This window comes from Allobosea sp. P2_B12, assembly GCF_056404835.1.
This window is the reverse complement of the sequence record NZ_JBFUDG010000001.1, coordinates 917,602-931,483: the sequence shown is the minus strand read 5'-3', so window position 1 is coordinate 931,483 and position 13,882 is coordinate 917,602. Positions and strand designations below refer to the sequence as shown.

Annotated in this window: 15 protein-coding genes and 2 tRNA genes; 10 read left to right on the top strand and 7 right to left on the bottom strand. The window is 66.4% G+C overall.

Annotated elements, in window-relative coordinates; all coding sequences use genetic code 11:
* Positions 1-95: 95 nt before the first annotated feature.
* The gene (gene dps, locus AC1DYU_RS04520; RefSeq protein WP_158483875.1) at positions 96-614 is read right to left on the bottom strand and encodes a DNA starvation/stationary phase protection protein Dps; all 519 of its coding nucleotides are present in this window, start codon (positions 612-614) and stop codon (positions 96-98) included.
* 177 nt (positions 615-791) lie between these two features.
* Between dps and AC1DYU_RS04515 the strand changes: the two genes are divergently transcribed.
* Entirely contained in the window at positions 792-1,277 is a 486-nt protein-coding gene (locus AC1DYU_RS04515; protein WP_476790581.1) for a pyridoxamine 5'-phosphate oxidase family protein, read from the top strand.
* Positions 1,277-1,507: a hypothetical protein gene (locus AC1DYU_RS04510; RefSeq protein ID WP_158483877.1), complete on the top strand. Its 231-nt coding sequence runs from the start codon at positions 1,277-1,279 to the stop codon at positions 1,505-1,507. Before AC1DYU_RS04515 ends, AC1DYU_RS04510 begins: the two co-directional genes overlap by 1 nt.
* A 33-nt stretch (positions 1,508-1,540) precedes the next feature.
* Here the strand turns inward: AC1DYU_RS04510 and AC1DYU_RS04505 are convergent, their stop codons facing one another.
* From AC1DYU_RS04505 to AC1DYU_RS04490, 4 genes are all read right to left on the bottom strand, one after another.
* A complete protein-coding gene (locus AC1DYU_RS04505) occupies positions 1,541-2,143 on the bottom strand; it encodes a PopZ family protein (RefSeq protein WP_476790580.1) in 603 nt (200 codons plus the stop codon).
* A gap of 225 nt (positions 2,144-2,368) precedes the next feature.
* On the bottom strand, positions 2,369-3,781 hold the full coding sequence (locus AC1DYU_RS04500; RefSeq protein ID WP_476790579.1) for a TolC family outer membrane protein: 1,413 nt from the start codon (positions 3,779-3,781) through the stop codon (positions 2,369-2,371).
* 150 nt (positions 3,782-3,931) lie between these two features.
* Positions 3,932-4,570 (bottom strand): protein-L-isoaspartate O-methyltransferase family protein, encoded by a 639-nt coding sequence (locus tag AC1DYU_RS04495; protein WP_476790578.1) that lies wholly within the window; start codon positions 4,568-4,570, stop codon positions 3,932-3,934.
* Positions 4,571-4,801: 231 nt separating this feature from the next.
* Positions 4,802-4,875, bottom strand: a tRNA-Cys gene (locus AC1DYU_RS04490).
* 167 nt (positions 4,876-5,042) lie between these two features.
* On the opposite strand from AC1DYU_RS04490, the gene AC1DYU_RS04485 reads away from it, so the two are divergent.
* Positions 5,043-5,117 (top strand) — tRNA-Asn (locus AC1DYU_RS04485).
* Positions 5,118-5,280: 163 nt separating this feature from the next.
* Here AC1DYU_RS04485 and AC1DYU_RS04480 read toward each other — a convergent pair.
* A complete protein-coding gene (locus AC1DYU_RS04480; RefSeq protein ID WP_476790577.1) occupies positions 5,281-6,033 on the bottom strand; it encodes a YkgJ family cysteine cluster protein in 753 nt (250 codons plus the stop codon).
* Positions 6,034-6,093: 60 nt separating this feature from the next.
* On the opposite strand from AC1DYU_RS04480, the gene AC1DYU_RS04475 reads away from it, so the two are divergent.
* From AC1DYU_RS04475 to AC1DYU_RS04465, 3 genes are all read left to right on the top strand, one after another.
* Positions 6,094-6,840, top strand: coding sequence for a transglutaminase-like cysteine peptidase (locus AC1DYU_RS04475; protein ID WP_476790576.1), 747 nt, complete (start codon positions 6,094-6,096; stop codon positions 6,838-6,840).
* A 126-nt stretch (positions 6,841-6,966) separates the two neighbouring features.
* A complete protein-coding gene (locus AC1DYU_RS04470) occupies positions 6,967-7,248 on the top strand; it encodes a hypothetical protein (RefSeq protein WP_476790575.1) in 282 nt (93 codons plus the stop codon).
* Positions 7,249-7,403: 155 nt separating this feature from the next.
* Positions 7,404-8,870 carry a cryptochrome/photolyase family protein gene (locus AC1DYU_RS04465; RefSeq protein ID WP_476790574.1) on the top strand — a complete coding sequence of 489 codons (1,467 nt, stop codon included), beginning with the start codon at positions 7,404-7,406 and terminating at the stop codon, positions 8,868-8,870.
* A gap of 16 nt (positions 8,871-8,886) precedes the next feature.
* Here AC1DYU_RS04465 and AC1DYU_RS04460 read toward each other — a convergent pair whose 3' ends face one another.
* Positions 8,887-9,681 (bottom strand): SDR family NAD(P)-dependent oxidoreductase, encoded by a 795-nt coding sequence (locus AC1DYU_RS04460; protein WP_476790573.1) that lies wholly within the window; start codon positions 9,679-9,681, stop codon positions 8,887-8,889.
* Between the two features lie 190 nt (positions 9,682-9,871).
* Here AC1DYU_RS04460 and AC1DYU_RS04455 point away from each other — a divergent pair, with 190 nt between their 5' ends.
* From AC1DYU_RS04455 to AC1DYU_RS04440, 4 genes are all read left to right on the top strand, one after another.
* Complete coding sequence (locus AC1DYU_RS04455) at positions 9,872-10,588, top strand: alanyl-tRNA editing protein (RefSeq protein ID WP_476790572.1); 717 nt, start codon at positions 9,872-9,874, stop codon at positions 10,586-10,588.
* A gap of 51 nt (positions 10,589-10,639) precedes the next feature.
* Positions 10,640-11,497, top strand: coding sequence for a 3-mercaptopyruvate sulfurtransferase (sseA, locus tag AC1DYU_RS04450; protein WP_476790571.1), 858 nt, complete (start codon positions 10,640-10,642; stop codon positions 11,495-11,497).
* A 209-nt stretch (positions 11,498-11,706) separates the two neighbouring features.
* A complete protein-coding gene (locus AC1DYU_RS04445; RefSeq protein ID WP_476790570.1) occupies positions 11,707-13,287 on the top strand; it encodes an MFS transporter in 1,581 nt (526 codons plus the stop codon).
* 22 nt (positions 13,288-13,309) lie between these two features.
* Positions 13,310-13,834 carry a cupin domain-containing protein gene (locus tag AC1DYU_RS04440; protein WP_476790569.1) on the top strand — a complete coding sequence of 175 codons (525 nt, stop codon included), beginning with the start codon at positions 13,310-13,312 and terminating at the stop codon, positions 13,832-13,834.
* Positions 13,835-13,882: the final 48 nt, after the last annotated feature.

Sequence of the window (13,882 nt, the reverse complement as noted above, 5' to 3'; positions counted from 1 at the left end):
CGAAAGATTTAAGGCCTGAAAGGTCGGAGGACTTAAGAGCCCATGCATGGGCCTCGCGTCAACCGTGTCAGAGTCTTGCGGGCAGGCGCGGCCGGTCAGCCCGGCAGGTTCGACTGCAGGAACCAGAGCGCCTTGTCGAGCATGCGCGAATAGGCGGTCAACAGGTCGGCGGTGCCGGCATCGCCCGCCTCGTCGCTGGCGTCGATCGCCTCGCGGACGAGGTTGGCGGTCTCGGCGTAGCGCTCGATCAGCGCGTGGAGATGGTCCTTCACCGGCACGATATCAGTCGGATAGGGTTTGAGCGAGGTGGAGGCGGCGGTCGTCTGGGTCGTGCCGAAGGCAATGCCGCCGAGCTGTGCGATGCGCTCCGCGACGGTATCGACATGGTCGTCGAGTTCCTTGCGGAAGCCGTCCAGCATCAGGTGGACACCGATGAAACCGGGCCCCTTCAGGTTCCAGTGCGCCTGCTTGGTCAGCAGCGCGAGGTCGATACCATCGGCCAGGCGTGCGTTGAGCAGGCCGGCGATCTCGCTCTTGGTGTTGGAGGCGAGATCGACCTTGCTGCTCTTGACGATTTTGGTCGTGGCGGATTTGGCGGATGCGGACTTCTTCATGGCAGGTCCTCGCGGGGGTTCGGCAACGGGCCGGGCAGCATAAGCCGCGAGGCCGATACGCGCGAGCGCCGGACCCGTTCCGTTGGCGCACGTCTTCATCGCTCGTTTTGCGGCCTGGATCACGGAACCGTCACGCGATCCGCCGGTTGAAGTTCTCGACAAGCGAGGAGCTTCACCATGACCCATCATACTGACCAGGATCGCGTCTGGGACCTTATCGACGACATCAAATTCGCGATGCTCGTCACCCATGACGGCGAAGGCGACGAGTTGCGCGCCCGGCCGATGCACGCCCATGGCGAGCGCGAGGAAGACGCGATCTACTTCCTCACCGACCGTCGCCACCACAAGGACGACGAAATCAACGTCAACGACAATGTCTGCGTCGCCTTCGCCGACAACAGCGGCATGCGCTACGTCTCGGTGACCGGCACCGGCACGGTTCTCGACGACCGCGCCAAGGTCGCGGAACTCTGGGACCCGAGCAACAAGGCGTTCTGGGACAGCAAGGACGATCCGAATATCCGCGTCCTGCGTGTTCGGCCGTCGATGGCGGAGTTCTGGGCCGGCGCCGGCAAGATCGTCACCTCGGTCAAGATGGCCGCTGCCGCACTGACCGGCACCAAGCCCGATCTCGGCACCAACAGGAAGGTCGCACTCTGATGAACCTGCTCGTTCATGTCGTCGGCGCCTGGATCGCCTCCGAGGCCGCCTCGGGCCGTTATCCGCGGCCGGTCGCCGTCGGGCTCTCGATGCTCGTGTCGCGGCTCGGTGCGCCGACGGCCGCCATGACCATGCTGGCCTTTGCGTTCAAGCGCCTGAATGACGCAGGAGCTTTCGAAAGGCTGAAACCCGCGCCCGCAGCACGCCAGCGGCCGCTGCGGAACCGCTGATCATCTGATGGCATGCCAACTCGAGCGGGCGTCCTAACTGCGCCCGCCGCGGGCCACGCGTTCGATCTCGGCCCGAACCAGTCGTTCGACCATGGTCGGCAGGTTGTCGTCGAGCCAGGTCTTCAGCATCGGCTTCAGCATGTCCTTGACCAGATCCTCAAGCGTCCGGGCATTGTTCGTCAGAACCGTATGGGCGAGATCGCCGAAGGCGCTGGTGACGGCCGAACTCGTTTGGGCCGAAAGCAGCTGGGCCATGTCGAAGGGCGGCGGGCTTACGGGGCGTTCGGCTGCGGCGAAAACCGGCGGCTCGTAGGGTTCCGGCTCCGGCATGGGCTGGGGCGCAGCCGCGACGGGCTCCGGCTCAGGCGGCGGCGGTTCGAGAAAATCGACCTCGCCATCGTCGGCCGGCGGGGTTTCCGGTTCCGGCGGGAGGATGCGAGCGGCCTCGGCGCCGAGATCGAGCACATCCGCATCGATATCGGCAACGGGCTCAGCCGGGGGTTCGACGGCGACCGGAGCGGCCTCGACCTCCGCTTCCGCCTCGGCGGGCTTGACCTCGTCATCCGCGATGATCCGCCGGATGGAGGCAAGAATTTCCTCCATCGACGGTTCGTTGGGCTTCGGTTGCGCGCTCATCTGGATCCGGACCACTCGACACCGGGCGCATCGACAGAATCAGCGCCGCCCGATCATCGAGTATTTCACGCAAGCCATGCCAGGCAAGGCGGCATGTCTTTCCGCCCACAGGGAAATCCCGCCTGTTGCGCGAATGTCGATTCGGCTGGAGGCCACAACTGCCGCAGGAACGCCCCGGTCAAAGGCGACCGGGGGCGTCCTCCTTCGCGATATCCTGCGCGCGGCTCAACGTCCGTCGGGCGTCTGCGTTCCCCAGAGCAGGCCCTTGACCTGATCATAATGCTTGCGGGAGTCGTAGACCTCGGCCTTCAGCCTCAGCGTTTCCGCGGAGAGCCGGCCGATCGCCGACAGCACGGCATAGGACGCGACGACCCGGTCGCGCTGCGCCGTCACGAGCGTGGCGCGTGCGCTGACGAGCTCCTGCTGTGCGTTCAGCACGTCGAGGGTCGTGCGCTGGCCAACCTTGGCCTCTTCGCGAACGCCGGCCAGGGCGGTCTCGGCCGCCTGAACCTGAGCCTGCGCGGCGACGATCTGGGCCTTGGCGGCCTCATGGCCGCCCCAGGCGGAAACCACGGCGGCGCGCACCGTATCGCGCTGCGTATCGACCTCGATCCGGCGCTGACCGGCCGTTTCCTTGGCCTGCCGCGTGCGCGAATAGACCTGACCGCCTTCATAGATCGGGATCGTCAGCGTGCCGACGACGCTCGCCGAGGTCCGGTTGTCGCCGAATGTCTGCGAGTCGTAGCGCTGCTGGACCGTGCCGCGCACGCCGAGCACTGGATACAGATCGGCTTCCGAGACCTTGACCTGCAGTTCGGCCGCATCGACCCCATGCAGAGAGGCGATGATCGCCGGATGCGCGGCAAGCGCCGCATTGAGAGCGACCGGAAGCGATTTCGGCAGCAGATTCTCGACCGGGCGGCCCGGCGCAAGCTGCTTGGGCTCGATGCCGACATTCTGGCGATAGCGCGCGATCGAGGTCTTGAGGTTCGATTCCGCGAGGATCGCCTGCGACTGCGACTGCGACAGGCGTGCTTCCGCCTGCGCGACGTCGGTGCGCGTCACTTCGCCGACCTGAAAGCGATCGCGCGTCTGGCGCAGCTGCTCCTCCAGCACTTCGACGTTGTTGCGGTTGAGGCTGAGGATCGCCGTGTCGCGCAGCACGTTCATGTAGGAGGTCGCAGCATCGAGCAGCACGTTCTGCTCGGTGTTGCGCAAGGTCGCGCGGGCGCCGAGCACCTGAGACTCGGCCTGGCCGACGGAGCTGCGCGTCTTGCCGCCGTCGAAGATGTTCTGGTCGATCTGGACGCCAGCGCCGCGGGGACCCATCCGCGAGGTGACGCCAACGGCGCCGGGAATGTTCGCATCGGTGATGCTGGCGCCGATATCGGCCGACGCGGTGATGCGCGGACGGTAGCCGGAAAGCGCCTGTGGCACGTTCTCGTTGGTGGCGCGCACCGAAGCGCGCTGCGCATTCAGCGTCGGATTGCCGGCATAGGCGCGTGCCAGGGCGGCATCCATCGTCTGCGCCATGGCAGCGGGCGAAACGCCGGACGCGAGAGCAAGGCCAAGCGCCGCGGCGAAGCCGAGCCTGGTGGTCGTCTTGGAGTTATTCCGTCGTGTCACTGGACGCCTCATGTGCGGACTCAAGTCGCGCCCAGGCATCGCCCCAGCCTCGGCATACTAACAAAGCGTTACATAACCTGCCCCGCCGCGATCGCCAACGGAGCCGGGCGGAGGCATGGCTTTGAATTTCGCAGTGCCGCAAAAATGCGACACCATGCAGTCTCAGAAAACGAAGGCGGGCGCCTTGCGGAACTCGGCCAGAACGGGGGCGGCCGCATCGAAAACCGGGCGCCCCGAAACCTTTCCGCCGGATTTTTGGTAGAGCTTGACCCGTGCGGAGCGCCCGAAGCCCTCGACCGCGATCAGCCTGCCGCCCTCACGAAGCAGTGGAAAAAGCGACTCGGGCACGCTCTCGCAAGCGCCGCTGACCAGAACCGCATCGAAGGATTCGTCGTCGGGGCGCGTGGCCGAGACGCTGGCGCCGGCAAGCGCCTGACGCAGGGCGGGTTCCGCCAGCGCGAGGGCCTCGGCGTCGGGCTCCCACAGCGTGGCCTGCGTGCCCATGCGGGCCATCAGCGCGGCGCCATATCCGCTGCCGCCGCCATATTCGAGAACATCCTCGCCTGGCTGCAGGTCGAGCATCTGGATCATACGGGCGATGACCATCGGTGTCATCAGGGCCCGCCCGGTGCCGGGCAGAGGCACGGCCTGGTCGAGATAGGCCAGATGCGACAGGGATGGCGGCAGGAAGGCCTCACGCGGAACCTCGGCGGCAGCGGCCAGAACGGCGCGATCCGTCACGTCATAGGTCCGCATCTGGCAATCCACCATCATGCGGCGCAGTGCGGCGAAACTCTCCATGCCCCGAAATCTCCGTCTGCGGCACCGATGGGCCAGGCGATCGACAGGGCCGACAACCTGCACCTCGAGGCGCCCTGCCCGGCGGCGTTGCCACCCATCGATGCTTTCTGTTCGAGCCTGCTTCAAAAGGCAAGACATCGCGGCCGCCACGACGCAGCCGCCCATGCTGGACTGGCTCGCGGCCCCCATGACGGGGACTGGCATCATGCTTCTGCCGAATGCTGGGAAATCTGGAGGCCTCGCCCGGAATCGAACCGGGGTGCAAGGATTTGCAGTCCTCTGCGTAACCACTCCGCCACGAGGCCTTCCGCGGGACGCCGCCATCAGCGAAATCCCGAAGGCCGCCTATAACCACATGCCGGGGTTCGCTGCAACCGCCAACCGCGCCGATGCCGCCGCCGTGTCGCAATCCGGCTCATCGGTCGGAAAAGGGTTGCGCACCCGCAGAGCCGTCGCTATACGCCACCACCGATCCCGGATAGCTCAGCGGTAGAGCAATCGACTGTTAATCGATTGGTCGCAGGTTCGAATCCTGCTCCGGGAGCCAGTCATTTCGAGGGCCTGGGCGCATATCGCCCGGGCCCTTTTGGTTTGCGGTTAGGCTGTGCTTTACGCGCCTTACACGCTGTGGCGAGGATTCGGGCGTTTGTTCGGCCTGTGAGGCCTCAGCGAGCGCTATGGCAAGGAATCCCAGGCTGCGGCGCGCGCTCTCACTTCAACGCGCGGCGCACGATGGTCTCGAATGCCGGCTTCGCCGGGCCGGTCTTTTCCATCTCGATTCGCTTGGCTTGCGCGCAGTCGAGCGCGAGTGCCAACGGCACGGTGTATTGCGCCTCCCCGGTCAACGCCTGTCCTGCTTCGAGCATGGCAGTGGCGAAGGCAGCCGGCATGGGAATCGGCTGCACGGCCGCGTCGAGAGGCGAGTCGCAAAGCCGAGGCGGCGAGGTCACGAGATATTGCCGGCACACGAAGGGGCGCTCGGCGTAAATGCTGCACGCGTCGTCAGCGAGAAATGGACAGGCCAGCTTCAGCGCCATGTAGCGCCGCGCGATAATGCGGGCCTCGTCGCGGGTCAGGGCCGGATCGCGCTGCATATAGGTCTCATACAGGCCAGCCTCGCGCATTCGCGCGACGTTGGCCGCGAATGCCGCTCGCACGGCCGTGCCGCGCGGCTCGGGCAAGCGTTCGACCAGCCTGGCCAGCGCATAGGCCTCAGGCGGCGTGACCGGCACAGGCTGGGCTCGGCAACAGGCCGAGCAGCCCTTTGCACAGGACACGTTTTCTCCCTTCGCTGCGGCATGGGCGACTGACGCATCGATCAGGCGGTCATCCATCTCGCGCAATGCCGGAAGCAACTCGTCGAGCCGCACGGGGCGGTCTGGAATGCTCAGGTCGATCGGCACGCTTTGCTCATGCACGCGAAGCGTGAGCTGCAAGCGTGCAGTCGCTTGGGGATCGCCCATGTCTCACACCCGCGCGCCTGAGTGTCGGCGTCAGAGGGCAGCCGAGATCTGTTTGCGTCGTTGGCCGCCCGCTCAATTCATACATACCCCGCGTGGCACGGCGATAGCGACGGACAATCGTGGGGGCCTTTTGGTTTTTCAGCGCCGCATGCCACCATCACGGAACGCCGGGGCCGACGGCAATTCAGCCAGAATCCTTTACCGGCCTGCGTTATCGATCGAACGATGAGCAACCGAGTCAGATTCACAGCAGCAATGGTCATGGTCGTAGCCGGCCTCGCCGGGGCGTGCGCGTCGCGTCCGGCGGGAGACGCCGTCGATTCGCGTCCCGTGGTGCATCGCGCCAGCCTCGATCCGACGCGGCTCGAACTGGCCCCGCTCGACTACACGCGATTTTGCCTGCGCCACGCCGCCGATTGCGAACTGGGCGTCCCCGATGCCGTGATCGACCTGACGCCCGAGGTCGAAGCCGCGATCGAGCGGATCAACCGCGACGTCAATCAGCGAATCAGGTCCGTGAAAACCACCACCGACTGGCGGATCGATCCCGAAACGGGGAATTGCAACGATTATGTCGTGACCAAGCGGCATGACCTGCTGGCCATGGGACTGCCGGCTTCGGCCCTGCTGATCGCGGTTGTGAGGACGCCCGCCGGCGAAGGGCATCTGCTACTGATCATCCGGACCGATCGCGGCGATCTCGTGCTGGACAATTTGACCGCCGAGATCCGGCGCCGGGGCGAGACACGCTATGCCTGGATCAAACGCCAGTCGGCCCGCGATGCGGCGCTTTGGGAGCGCATGTAGTTTCCGGACCCATCCGTCCAACCTCACTCGCGCCCCAAGATGAACGGGAGCGAACTTTTCGCTTCATGCGCGGTTGTCGTGCGATGGCGTTGGATGGACCGATACCGTCAACCCAAGGAGATCGATATGCGCAGACTGATTCTCGCGGCGACACTGGCACTCGGTCTCGGGGCGATCCCCGGCACCGTGTCGGCGGCTCCCGCCTTCGCCGCCCAGACCGACATCGCTGCGCCGGCCGGCATCGAGTTGGCCCAGTACGGCTACGGCTACCGCCATCGCGGTTATCGCGCCGGCCCGCGCTACGGCTACCGCGGTCGTGGTTATGGACGTCATTATGGCGGCCCGCCGCCGCATGCGCGCGCCTATGGCCGGCGCTACAACGACCGTCAGTGGGATCGCCGCTGGTGACCTGACGACCTGCCGCCGGGCTCCGCGCCCGGCGGCATTTTTCGATTCGCTGTTCGCTCTTCTGCGACGGGCGATCCAATGCTCCGTTTCCATCGTAGCTGCCGTGGCGTGCCCGATCCCTGACGGTTCGCATAACGGAGCATCACGCCAATCTCATGCCGGCCTTATCGCTCCACTGGTTCCGCGACGACCTTCGCCTCGCCGACAACCCTGCCCTTTCGGCGGCTGTCGCTCATGGCCCGACGCTTTTCATCTACATCCTCGACGAAGGCGGCTCCCGCCGTCCGCTCGGCGGCGCGACCCGCTGGTGGCTGTCGCGTTCGCTGGCGGCACTGGATTTTGCGCTCAAGGCCAAAGGCTGCGAACTGGTCCTGATGCGCGGCGACCCGGGCGCGCTCCTGCCGCGCGTCGTCGAGACGGCGGAAATCGATCTCGTCACCTGGAGCCGCCGCTACGATGGCGAGTCGGTGGCGCTCGACACGCGGCTCAAGGACGAGCTGATGGCGTCGGGCAGGCGAGTCGAGAGCTTCAACGCGGCGCTGCTGAACGAACCCTGGCAGGTTACGACCAAGACGGGCGAGCCGATGAAGGTGTTCACGCCCTATTGGCGCGCCGCGCGCGCTGCCGGTGAGCCTGCCGCACCGAAGCCCGCTCCGAAACACATGCAATCTCTGAAGCTGCCGCCCGCTATCGCGACGATGACCGTGTCCCATGCCGATCTGGCGCTCGATCCGGTGAAGCCGGATTGGGCTGGAGGCCTTCGCGAGGCCTGGACACCCGGCGAGGCAGCGGCAGCCGAGCGCCTCGGCGACTTTCTCTCCGGCGTGCTCGACGGCTATGGCGAGGGCCGCGACCGCCCCGACCGGGCCTCGACCTCGCGGCTTTCGCCGCATCTGCGCTTCGGCGAGATCGGCCCGCGCCAGATCTGGCACGCGACCCGCAGCGCTATCGAGAGCGGGGAAGCCAGCGCCGGCTCATCGGATGCGGAGAAATTCCTGTCCGAGATCGGCTGGCGCGAGTTTTCCTATCACCTGCTGTTCTACAATCCCGACCTCGCGACCCGGAACTACAACCCACGCTTCGACGCCTTTCCCTGGCGTCGGGACGATGCGGCAACGAGCGCCTGGCAGCGCGGGCTGACCGGATACCCGATCGTCGATGCGGGCTTGCGCGAACTCTGGACCACGGGCTGGATGCATAACCGCGTCCGGATGATCGCCGCCTCCTTCCTGATCAAGCATCTCCTGATTGACTGGCGGCACGGCGAGGACTGGTTCTGGGACACGCTCGTCGATGCCGACCCGGCCAACAACGCCGCGAGCTGGCAGTGGGTCGCGGGTTCGGGCGCCGATGCCGCGCCCTATTACCGCATCTTCAATCCGGTGACGCAGGGGCTGAAATTCGACCCCAAGGGCTTGTATGTCAGGCGCTGGATTCCCGAGATCGCGGGGCTGGACGACACATTGATCCATGAGCCGTGGAAAGCCGATGCCGACCAACTGCACCGCGCCGGGATCGTTCTCGGCCAGACCTATCCGCGCCCGATCGTCGATCTGGATTTCGGCCGCAGGCGCGCGCTCGACGCGTTGGCCAAGACACGAGACGAGACGCGGTCGGATTAGGCTGCCGGCTGGCCCGTCACGGCGACTTAGCCCCAGCCCGGCGCGTGCCGTGGGCGATCAACCAAAAATAGACCGGGTACGGCAGCAGATTGACCGCCTTCATCACCCAGGAGAGCCGGCGCGGGAAAGTGATTTCGAACCCCCCTTTTTCGAATCCGTCGACGATGCGACGGGCGGCCTCCTCCTGGCTCATGATGAACGGCATCGGCACGTCCTTGGGCTGGGTCATCGGCGTGTCGATCCAGCCGGGATTGACGAGCTGCACGCGGATGCCGAAGCGGTCGCCCTCGAATTTCAGCGTCTCAGCGAGATGGATCGCGGCAGCTTTCGAGACGCCATAGGCCGATGAGGCCGGCAGCCCGCCATAGCCCGCCACCGAGGCGTTGATCGCGACCTGACCGCGCTTGCGCGGCGACATGCGCTCGATCACGGCCGCCAGAGCCCGCGCCGTGCCGGTCAGGTTCACGGCGATGATCTGCTCGAAGGCGGCCATGTCGAGCACGCCTTCGCTGTCGGGCGCGATGCCGGCGTTGACGAAGGCCAGCGCGATCGGCCCGTGGACGCTTTCGATGGCGTCGACCACCGCCTTCATCGAGCCCGTCTCCGTGACATCCCCGGCATGGGCGACGATGCGACCGGGCAGGCCTTCGGCGCGGCGGGCGATCTCCTCGAGCTGGTCGAGCCTGCGTGCGGTGATCGCAACCGTCCAGCCGCGCTGCGCCAGTTTAAGCGCCACGGCCTCGCCGATGCCCGAGCTAGCACCGGTGATCCAGGCGACGCCGTCGCTGGGCTGCATGCGCGGCAATGTCATGGGACCTCCCGGGCTGGGGCCGGGCGGCCGGCAGCTCGCCCAGTCTAGGGCCGGCGCCCCGGCGGCGGAAGAGCCGCGCTGACGGCAGGCAAAAGGGCGGTGGCGCGATCTGCCCGATCCGTGCAATCTCCGCTGCCTTTGAAGGCGGCCTGCGCCGATGCGCCATGCCGGGACAGCGAGCCTATGGACCATGCCGACAGAACTGCTCTTTCGTGACGACGCCTATCTGACCGAGACGACTGCCACCATCGAGGCAGTGAACGAGCGCGGCGGCATCATCCTCGACCGCACCGTGCTCTACGCGACCGGCGGCGGGCAGCCGGGCGATGCCGGCACGTTGCGGCGGGCGGATGGCAGTATGATTTCAATCGGCACCGCGATTTATGATCTGGAAGACAAGAGCCGCGTCATTCATGTGCCGCTGGAAGGCCAGGCGTCGCCCCAGCCGGGCGAGACCGTGACTGTCCTGCTCGATTGGGATCGGCGGCTGAAGCGCATGCGGATCCACACGGCATTGCATCTGCTCAGCGTCGTGCTGTCCTATCCGGTCACGGGTGGCGCCATCGGCGACGGCGACGGGCGGCTCGATTTCGACATTCCCGAAGGCGGGCTCGACAAGGCCGAGATCGCCGAGCAGCTCAATGCCCTGGTCGCGCGCAATGCCGATGTCACCGAAAGCTGGATCACCGATGCCGAGCTCGACGCCAATCCCGGCCTCGTCAAGACGATGTCGGTGAAGCCGCCGCGCGGCTCCGGCCGGGTCCGGCTGGTCGCGATCGGCGATATCGACCTGCAGCCCTGTGGCGGCACCCATGTCCGCAACACCGCCGAGATCGGCCTTGTCGCGGTCACCGATATCGAGAAGAAGGGCAAGCAGAACCGGCGCGTCCGGATCGCGCTGGCCTGAGACGAGACCGGGCCGACAAGCCCTATAAAAACCTACGAGGAATCGTCTGATATGGCCCGCGACACTGTTTTCGTCTCGACCGAGTGGCTAGCCGAGCATCTGAACGCTCCCGATGTCGTCGTCGTCGACGGCTCCTGGTACCTGCCCGTCCATGGCCGCGACCCGCATGCGGAATATGCTGATCGACGCATCCCCGGCGCCCTGCGCTTCGACATCGATACGGTGAAGGACAAGGCTTCCGACCTTCCGCATATGCTGCCGCAGCCGGAGGCCTTCGCCGCCGCTGTCGGTGCGATGGGCATCGGCGACGGCATGAAGATCGTCGTCTATGACGGGCTCGGGCTGTTCTCGGCGCCGCGCGTGCGCTGGACCTTCAAGACCTTCGGAGCGAGCGACGTCGTCATCCTCGAGGGCGGCTTTCCGAAATGGCAGGCGGAAGACCGGCCGATCGAGCATGGTCCTCCGCGCGCCCGCGCCGCCCGCAGCTTCACCGCGCGGCTCGATCATTCGGCCGTGGCCGATGCCGGCGATGTCGCGCGGGCCCTGTCCGACGGCACGGCGCAGGTCGTCGATGCCCGCCCCGGCGACCGCTTTCGCGGCGAGGCGCCTGAGCCACGCGCCGGCGTCCGTTCCGGCCATATGCCGGGCTCGCTCAGCTTGCCCTTCCCTGCGATCGTCAAGGACGGGCAGCTCGCCTCACCCGATGCTGTCGCTGCAGCCTTTGCCGAAGCCGGCGTCGATCTCGACAAGCCGCTGATCACGAGCTGCGGTTCGGGCGTTTCCGCCGCGATCCTGTCGATGGCGCTGGAAACGATCGGCAAGCCGGCGCGCGCGATCTATGACGGCTCCTGGGCCGAATGGGGCGCAAGCGACCGTCCGATCGCGACGGGGCCGGCAAAGAAGCGCTGATCACCGGTTCGCGCTGGCACAGCCCTCCGAGTGGCGTTGACCAGCGCGACGGCCCTGGTCTATGCTTAACTCGTAGGTTAAGCATTGGCGCGTTTCGCCGTCAGGCTCGGTCGATCGTTCGTGCTGTCATCCGCTGACGGCGGAACGCATCAGATTCGCCCCTCAAATCCAGCCGCAAGGGCCTGCCGCCGGCCGGCCGGCGCAGAGCAATGGTCAAGACAATGACGACCGACGAGACGCCAAAGGCGACACGGCGCGAATGGCTCGGCCTGGCCGTGATCGCCCTGCCCTGCCTGCTGTACTCGATGGACCTCACCGTCCTGAATCTGGCTGTGCCGCAGCTCAGCGCCGATCTGAAGCCAAGCGCGGCGCAACTGCTCTGGATCGTCGATATCTACGGCTTCATGGTCGCCGGCTCGCTCATTACCATGGGCACGCTGGGAGACCGGATCGGGCGTCGCAAGCTCCTGCTGATCGGCGCGGCCGCCTTCGGCCTCGCCTCGGTGCTCGCTGCCTTCTCGACCAGCGCGGAGATGCTGATCGCGACACGCGCCTTGCTCGGGGTCGCCGGCGCGACGCTGGCGCCATCGACGCTCTCGCTGATCCACAACATGTTCCGCGATGCCCGCGAGCGCACCTTCGCGACCGGCATCTGGATATCGAGCTTCTCGGCCGGCGGTGCCATCGGCCCGCTCGTCGGCGGCGTCCTGCTCGAACATTACTGGTGGGGTTCGGTCTTCCTCGTCGGCGTGCCTGTGATGTTGCTGCTGCTGATCCTGGGCCCGCTGCTGCTGCCGGAGTTCAAGGACCCCAATGCGGGAAGGATCGACCTCGTCAGCGCGGCGCTGTCCCTGATCGCGGTGCTCGCGACGATCTACGGCATTAAGCACATGGCCGAGCATGGCGTCGGTTGGCGGGCCGCAGTGCCGATCCTGGCAGGAATCGCCCTCGGCACGGTCTTCCTGCGCCGGCAGCGCCATCTCGACGACCCGATGCTGGATCTGCGGCTGTTCCGCAATGCCGTGTTCAGCGCCTCGCTGGCGATCAATGTGATGGGCTTCGTCTTCCTGTTCGGCAGCTTCCTGTTCATCGCGCAATATCTGCAGCTCGTCGTCGGGCTTTCGCCGCTGCAGGCGGGCATCTGGGGCGTGCCGTCCGCGATGGCCTTCATTCTGGGCTCACTGATCGTGCCCATGCTGGCGCACCGGTTCGCACCTGCCTCGGTGATGGCCGGCGGCCTGGCGCTGGCGGCGGCCGGCTTCGCCTTGCTGACTCGGGTCGAGATCGGTGGCAGCGTCGCGGTGGTCGTGGTCGCTTCGGTGATCTTCTCGCTCGGCTTCACACCGGTGGTGGCGCTGACGACCGAGCTGATCGTCGGCAGCGCCCCGCCGGAGCGAGCCGGCTCTGCAGCGGCGATGTCCGAGACCAGCCTCGAATTCGGCGGGGCGCTCGGCATCGCAATCCTCGGCAGCATCGTCACGGCGGTCTATCGCAGCGAAATGGCTCAGTCGGTGCCGGCAGGCGTTCCTACGGAGGCGGCTCGGGTCGCCGCCGCGACGCTTGGTGGGGCGGTTGCCGAAGCCGGGCAATTGCCGGCAGAGATGTCTGCAACTCTGCTCGCACTCGCCCGAACGGCTTTCGTCGAGGGCATGCAGCTTTCGGCCCTGGTTGCCATGTTCGGCCTGGTCGTCACGGCGCTGATGGCGCTGGTGCTGCTGCGTGGCGCCCCTCCGGCCGCACCGGAGGGGACATCGACGAAGGCGGTTTGCGAGGATGCCGTCCTGCTTTAACCTGTCGCCACAGGAGCACATGATGGCCGACCACGAGCACGACCACGATCATCCGCATAGCCACGACCACGCCCATGGCGACGAGCCGCGCTGGAAGCATGACGGCGTGCGCGTCATCAAGGGCGATCAGCTCGATTCCAACACGGCGCAGACGCCCGGCATGTTCCGGCAAGCCGCGATCAACCATGCCCGTGTCGGCGCGCAGAAGATCTGGGCCGGTACGGTCTCGATCCAGCCCGATGCCAAGACCGGCGTACACCACCATGGTGCGCTGGAAAGCGTGATCTATGTCGTGCGCGGCAAGGCCCGGCTGCGCTGGGGTGAGCGGCTGGAATTTGTCGCCGAAGCTGGCCCCGGCGATTTCATCTATGTGCCGCCTTACGTTCCGCATCAGGAAATCAACGCCGACCCTGACAACGCGCTGGAATGCGTGCTGGTGCGCTCCGACAACGAGGCGGTGGTCGTCAATATCACCGATGTCGATCCGGTCGAGGCGCCCGAGTCGGTCTACTGGGTCGACCCGATCCACAAGCATCCTTCACCGTAGCGGTCATCAGTTCTGTCCGCATAGGATAAGCTATGCCAATCTGCGAGA

Coding starts and splice junctions, on each gene's coding strand:
- dps (WP_158483875.1), bottom strand. CDS start 614: ATGAAGAAGTCCGCATCCGCCAAATCCGCCACGACCAAAATCGTCAAG.
- AC1DYU_RS04515 (WP_476790581.1), top strand. CDS start 792: ATGACCCATCATACTGACCAGGATCGCGTCTGGGACCTTATCGACGAC.
- AC1DYU_RS04510 (WP_158483877.1), top strand. CDS start 1,277: ATGAACCTGCTCGTTCATGTCGTCGGCGCCTGGATCGCCTCCGAGGCC.
- AC1DYU_RS04505 (WP_476790580.1), bottom strand. CDS start 2,143: ATGAGCGCGCAACCGAAGCCCAACGAACCGTCGATGGAGGAAATTCTT.
- AC1DYU_RS04500 (WP_476790579.1), bottom strand. CDS start 3,781: ATGAGGCGTCCAGTGACACGACGGAATAACTCCAAGACGACCACCAGG.
- AC1DYU_RS04495 (WP_476790578.1), bottom strand. CDS start 4,570: ATGGAGAGTTTCGCCGCACTGCGCCGCATGATGGTGGATTGCCAGATG.
- AC1DYU_RS04480 (WP_476790577.1), bottom strand. CDS start 6,033: ATGGGCGATCCCCAAGCGACTGCACGCTTGCAGCTCACGCTTCGCGTG.
- AC1DYU_RS04470 (WP_476790575.1), top strand. CDS start 6,967: ATGCGCAGACTGATTCTCGCGGCGACACTGGCACTCGGTCTCGGGGCG.
- AC1DYU_RS04465 (WP_476790574.1), top strand. CDS start 7,404: ATGCCGGCCTTATCGCTCCACTGGTTCCGCGACGACCTTCGCCTCGCC.
- AC1DYU_RS04460 (WP_476790573.1), bottom strand. CDS start 9,681: ATGACATTGCCGCGCATGCAGCCCAGCGACGGCGTCGCCTGGATCACC.
- AC1DYU_RS04455 (WP_476790572.1), top strand. CDS start 9,872: ATGCCGACAGAACTGCTCTTTCGTGACGACGCCTATCTGACCGAGACG.
- sseA (WP_476790571.1), top strand. CDS start 10,640: ATGGCCCGCGACACTGTTTTCGTCTCGACCGAGTGGCTAGCCGAGCAT.
- AC1DYU_RS04445 (WP_476790570.1), top strand. CDS start 11,707: ATGGTCAAGACAATGACGACCGACGAGACGCCAAAGGCGACACGGCGC.
- AC1DYU_RS04440 (WP_476790569.1), top strand. CDS start 13,310: ATGGCCGACCACGAGCACGACCACGATCATCCGCATAGCCACGACCAC.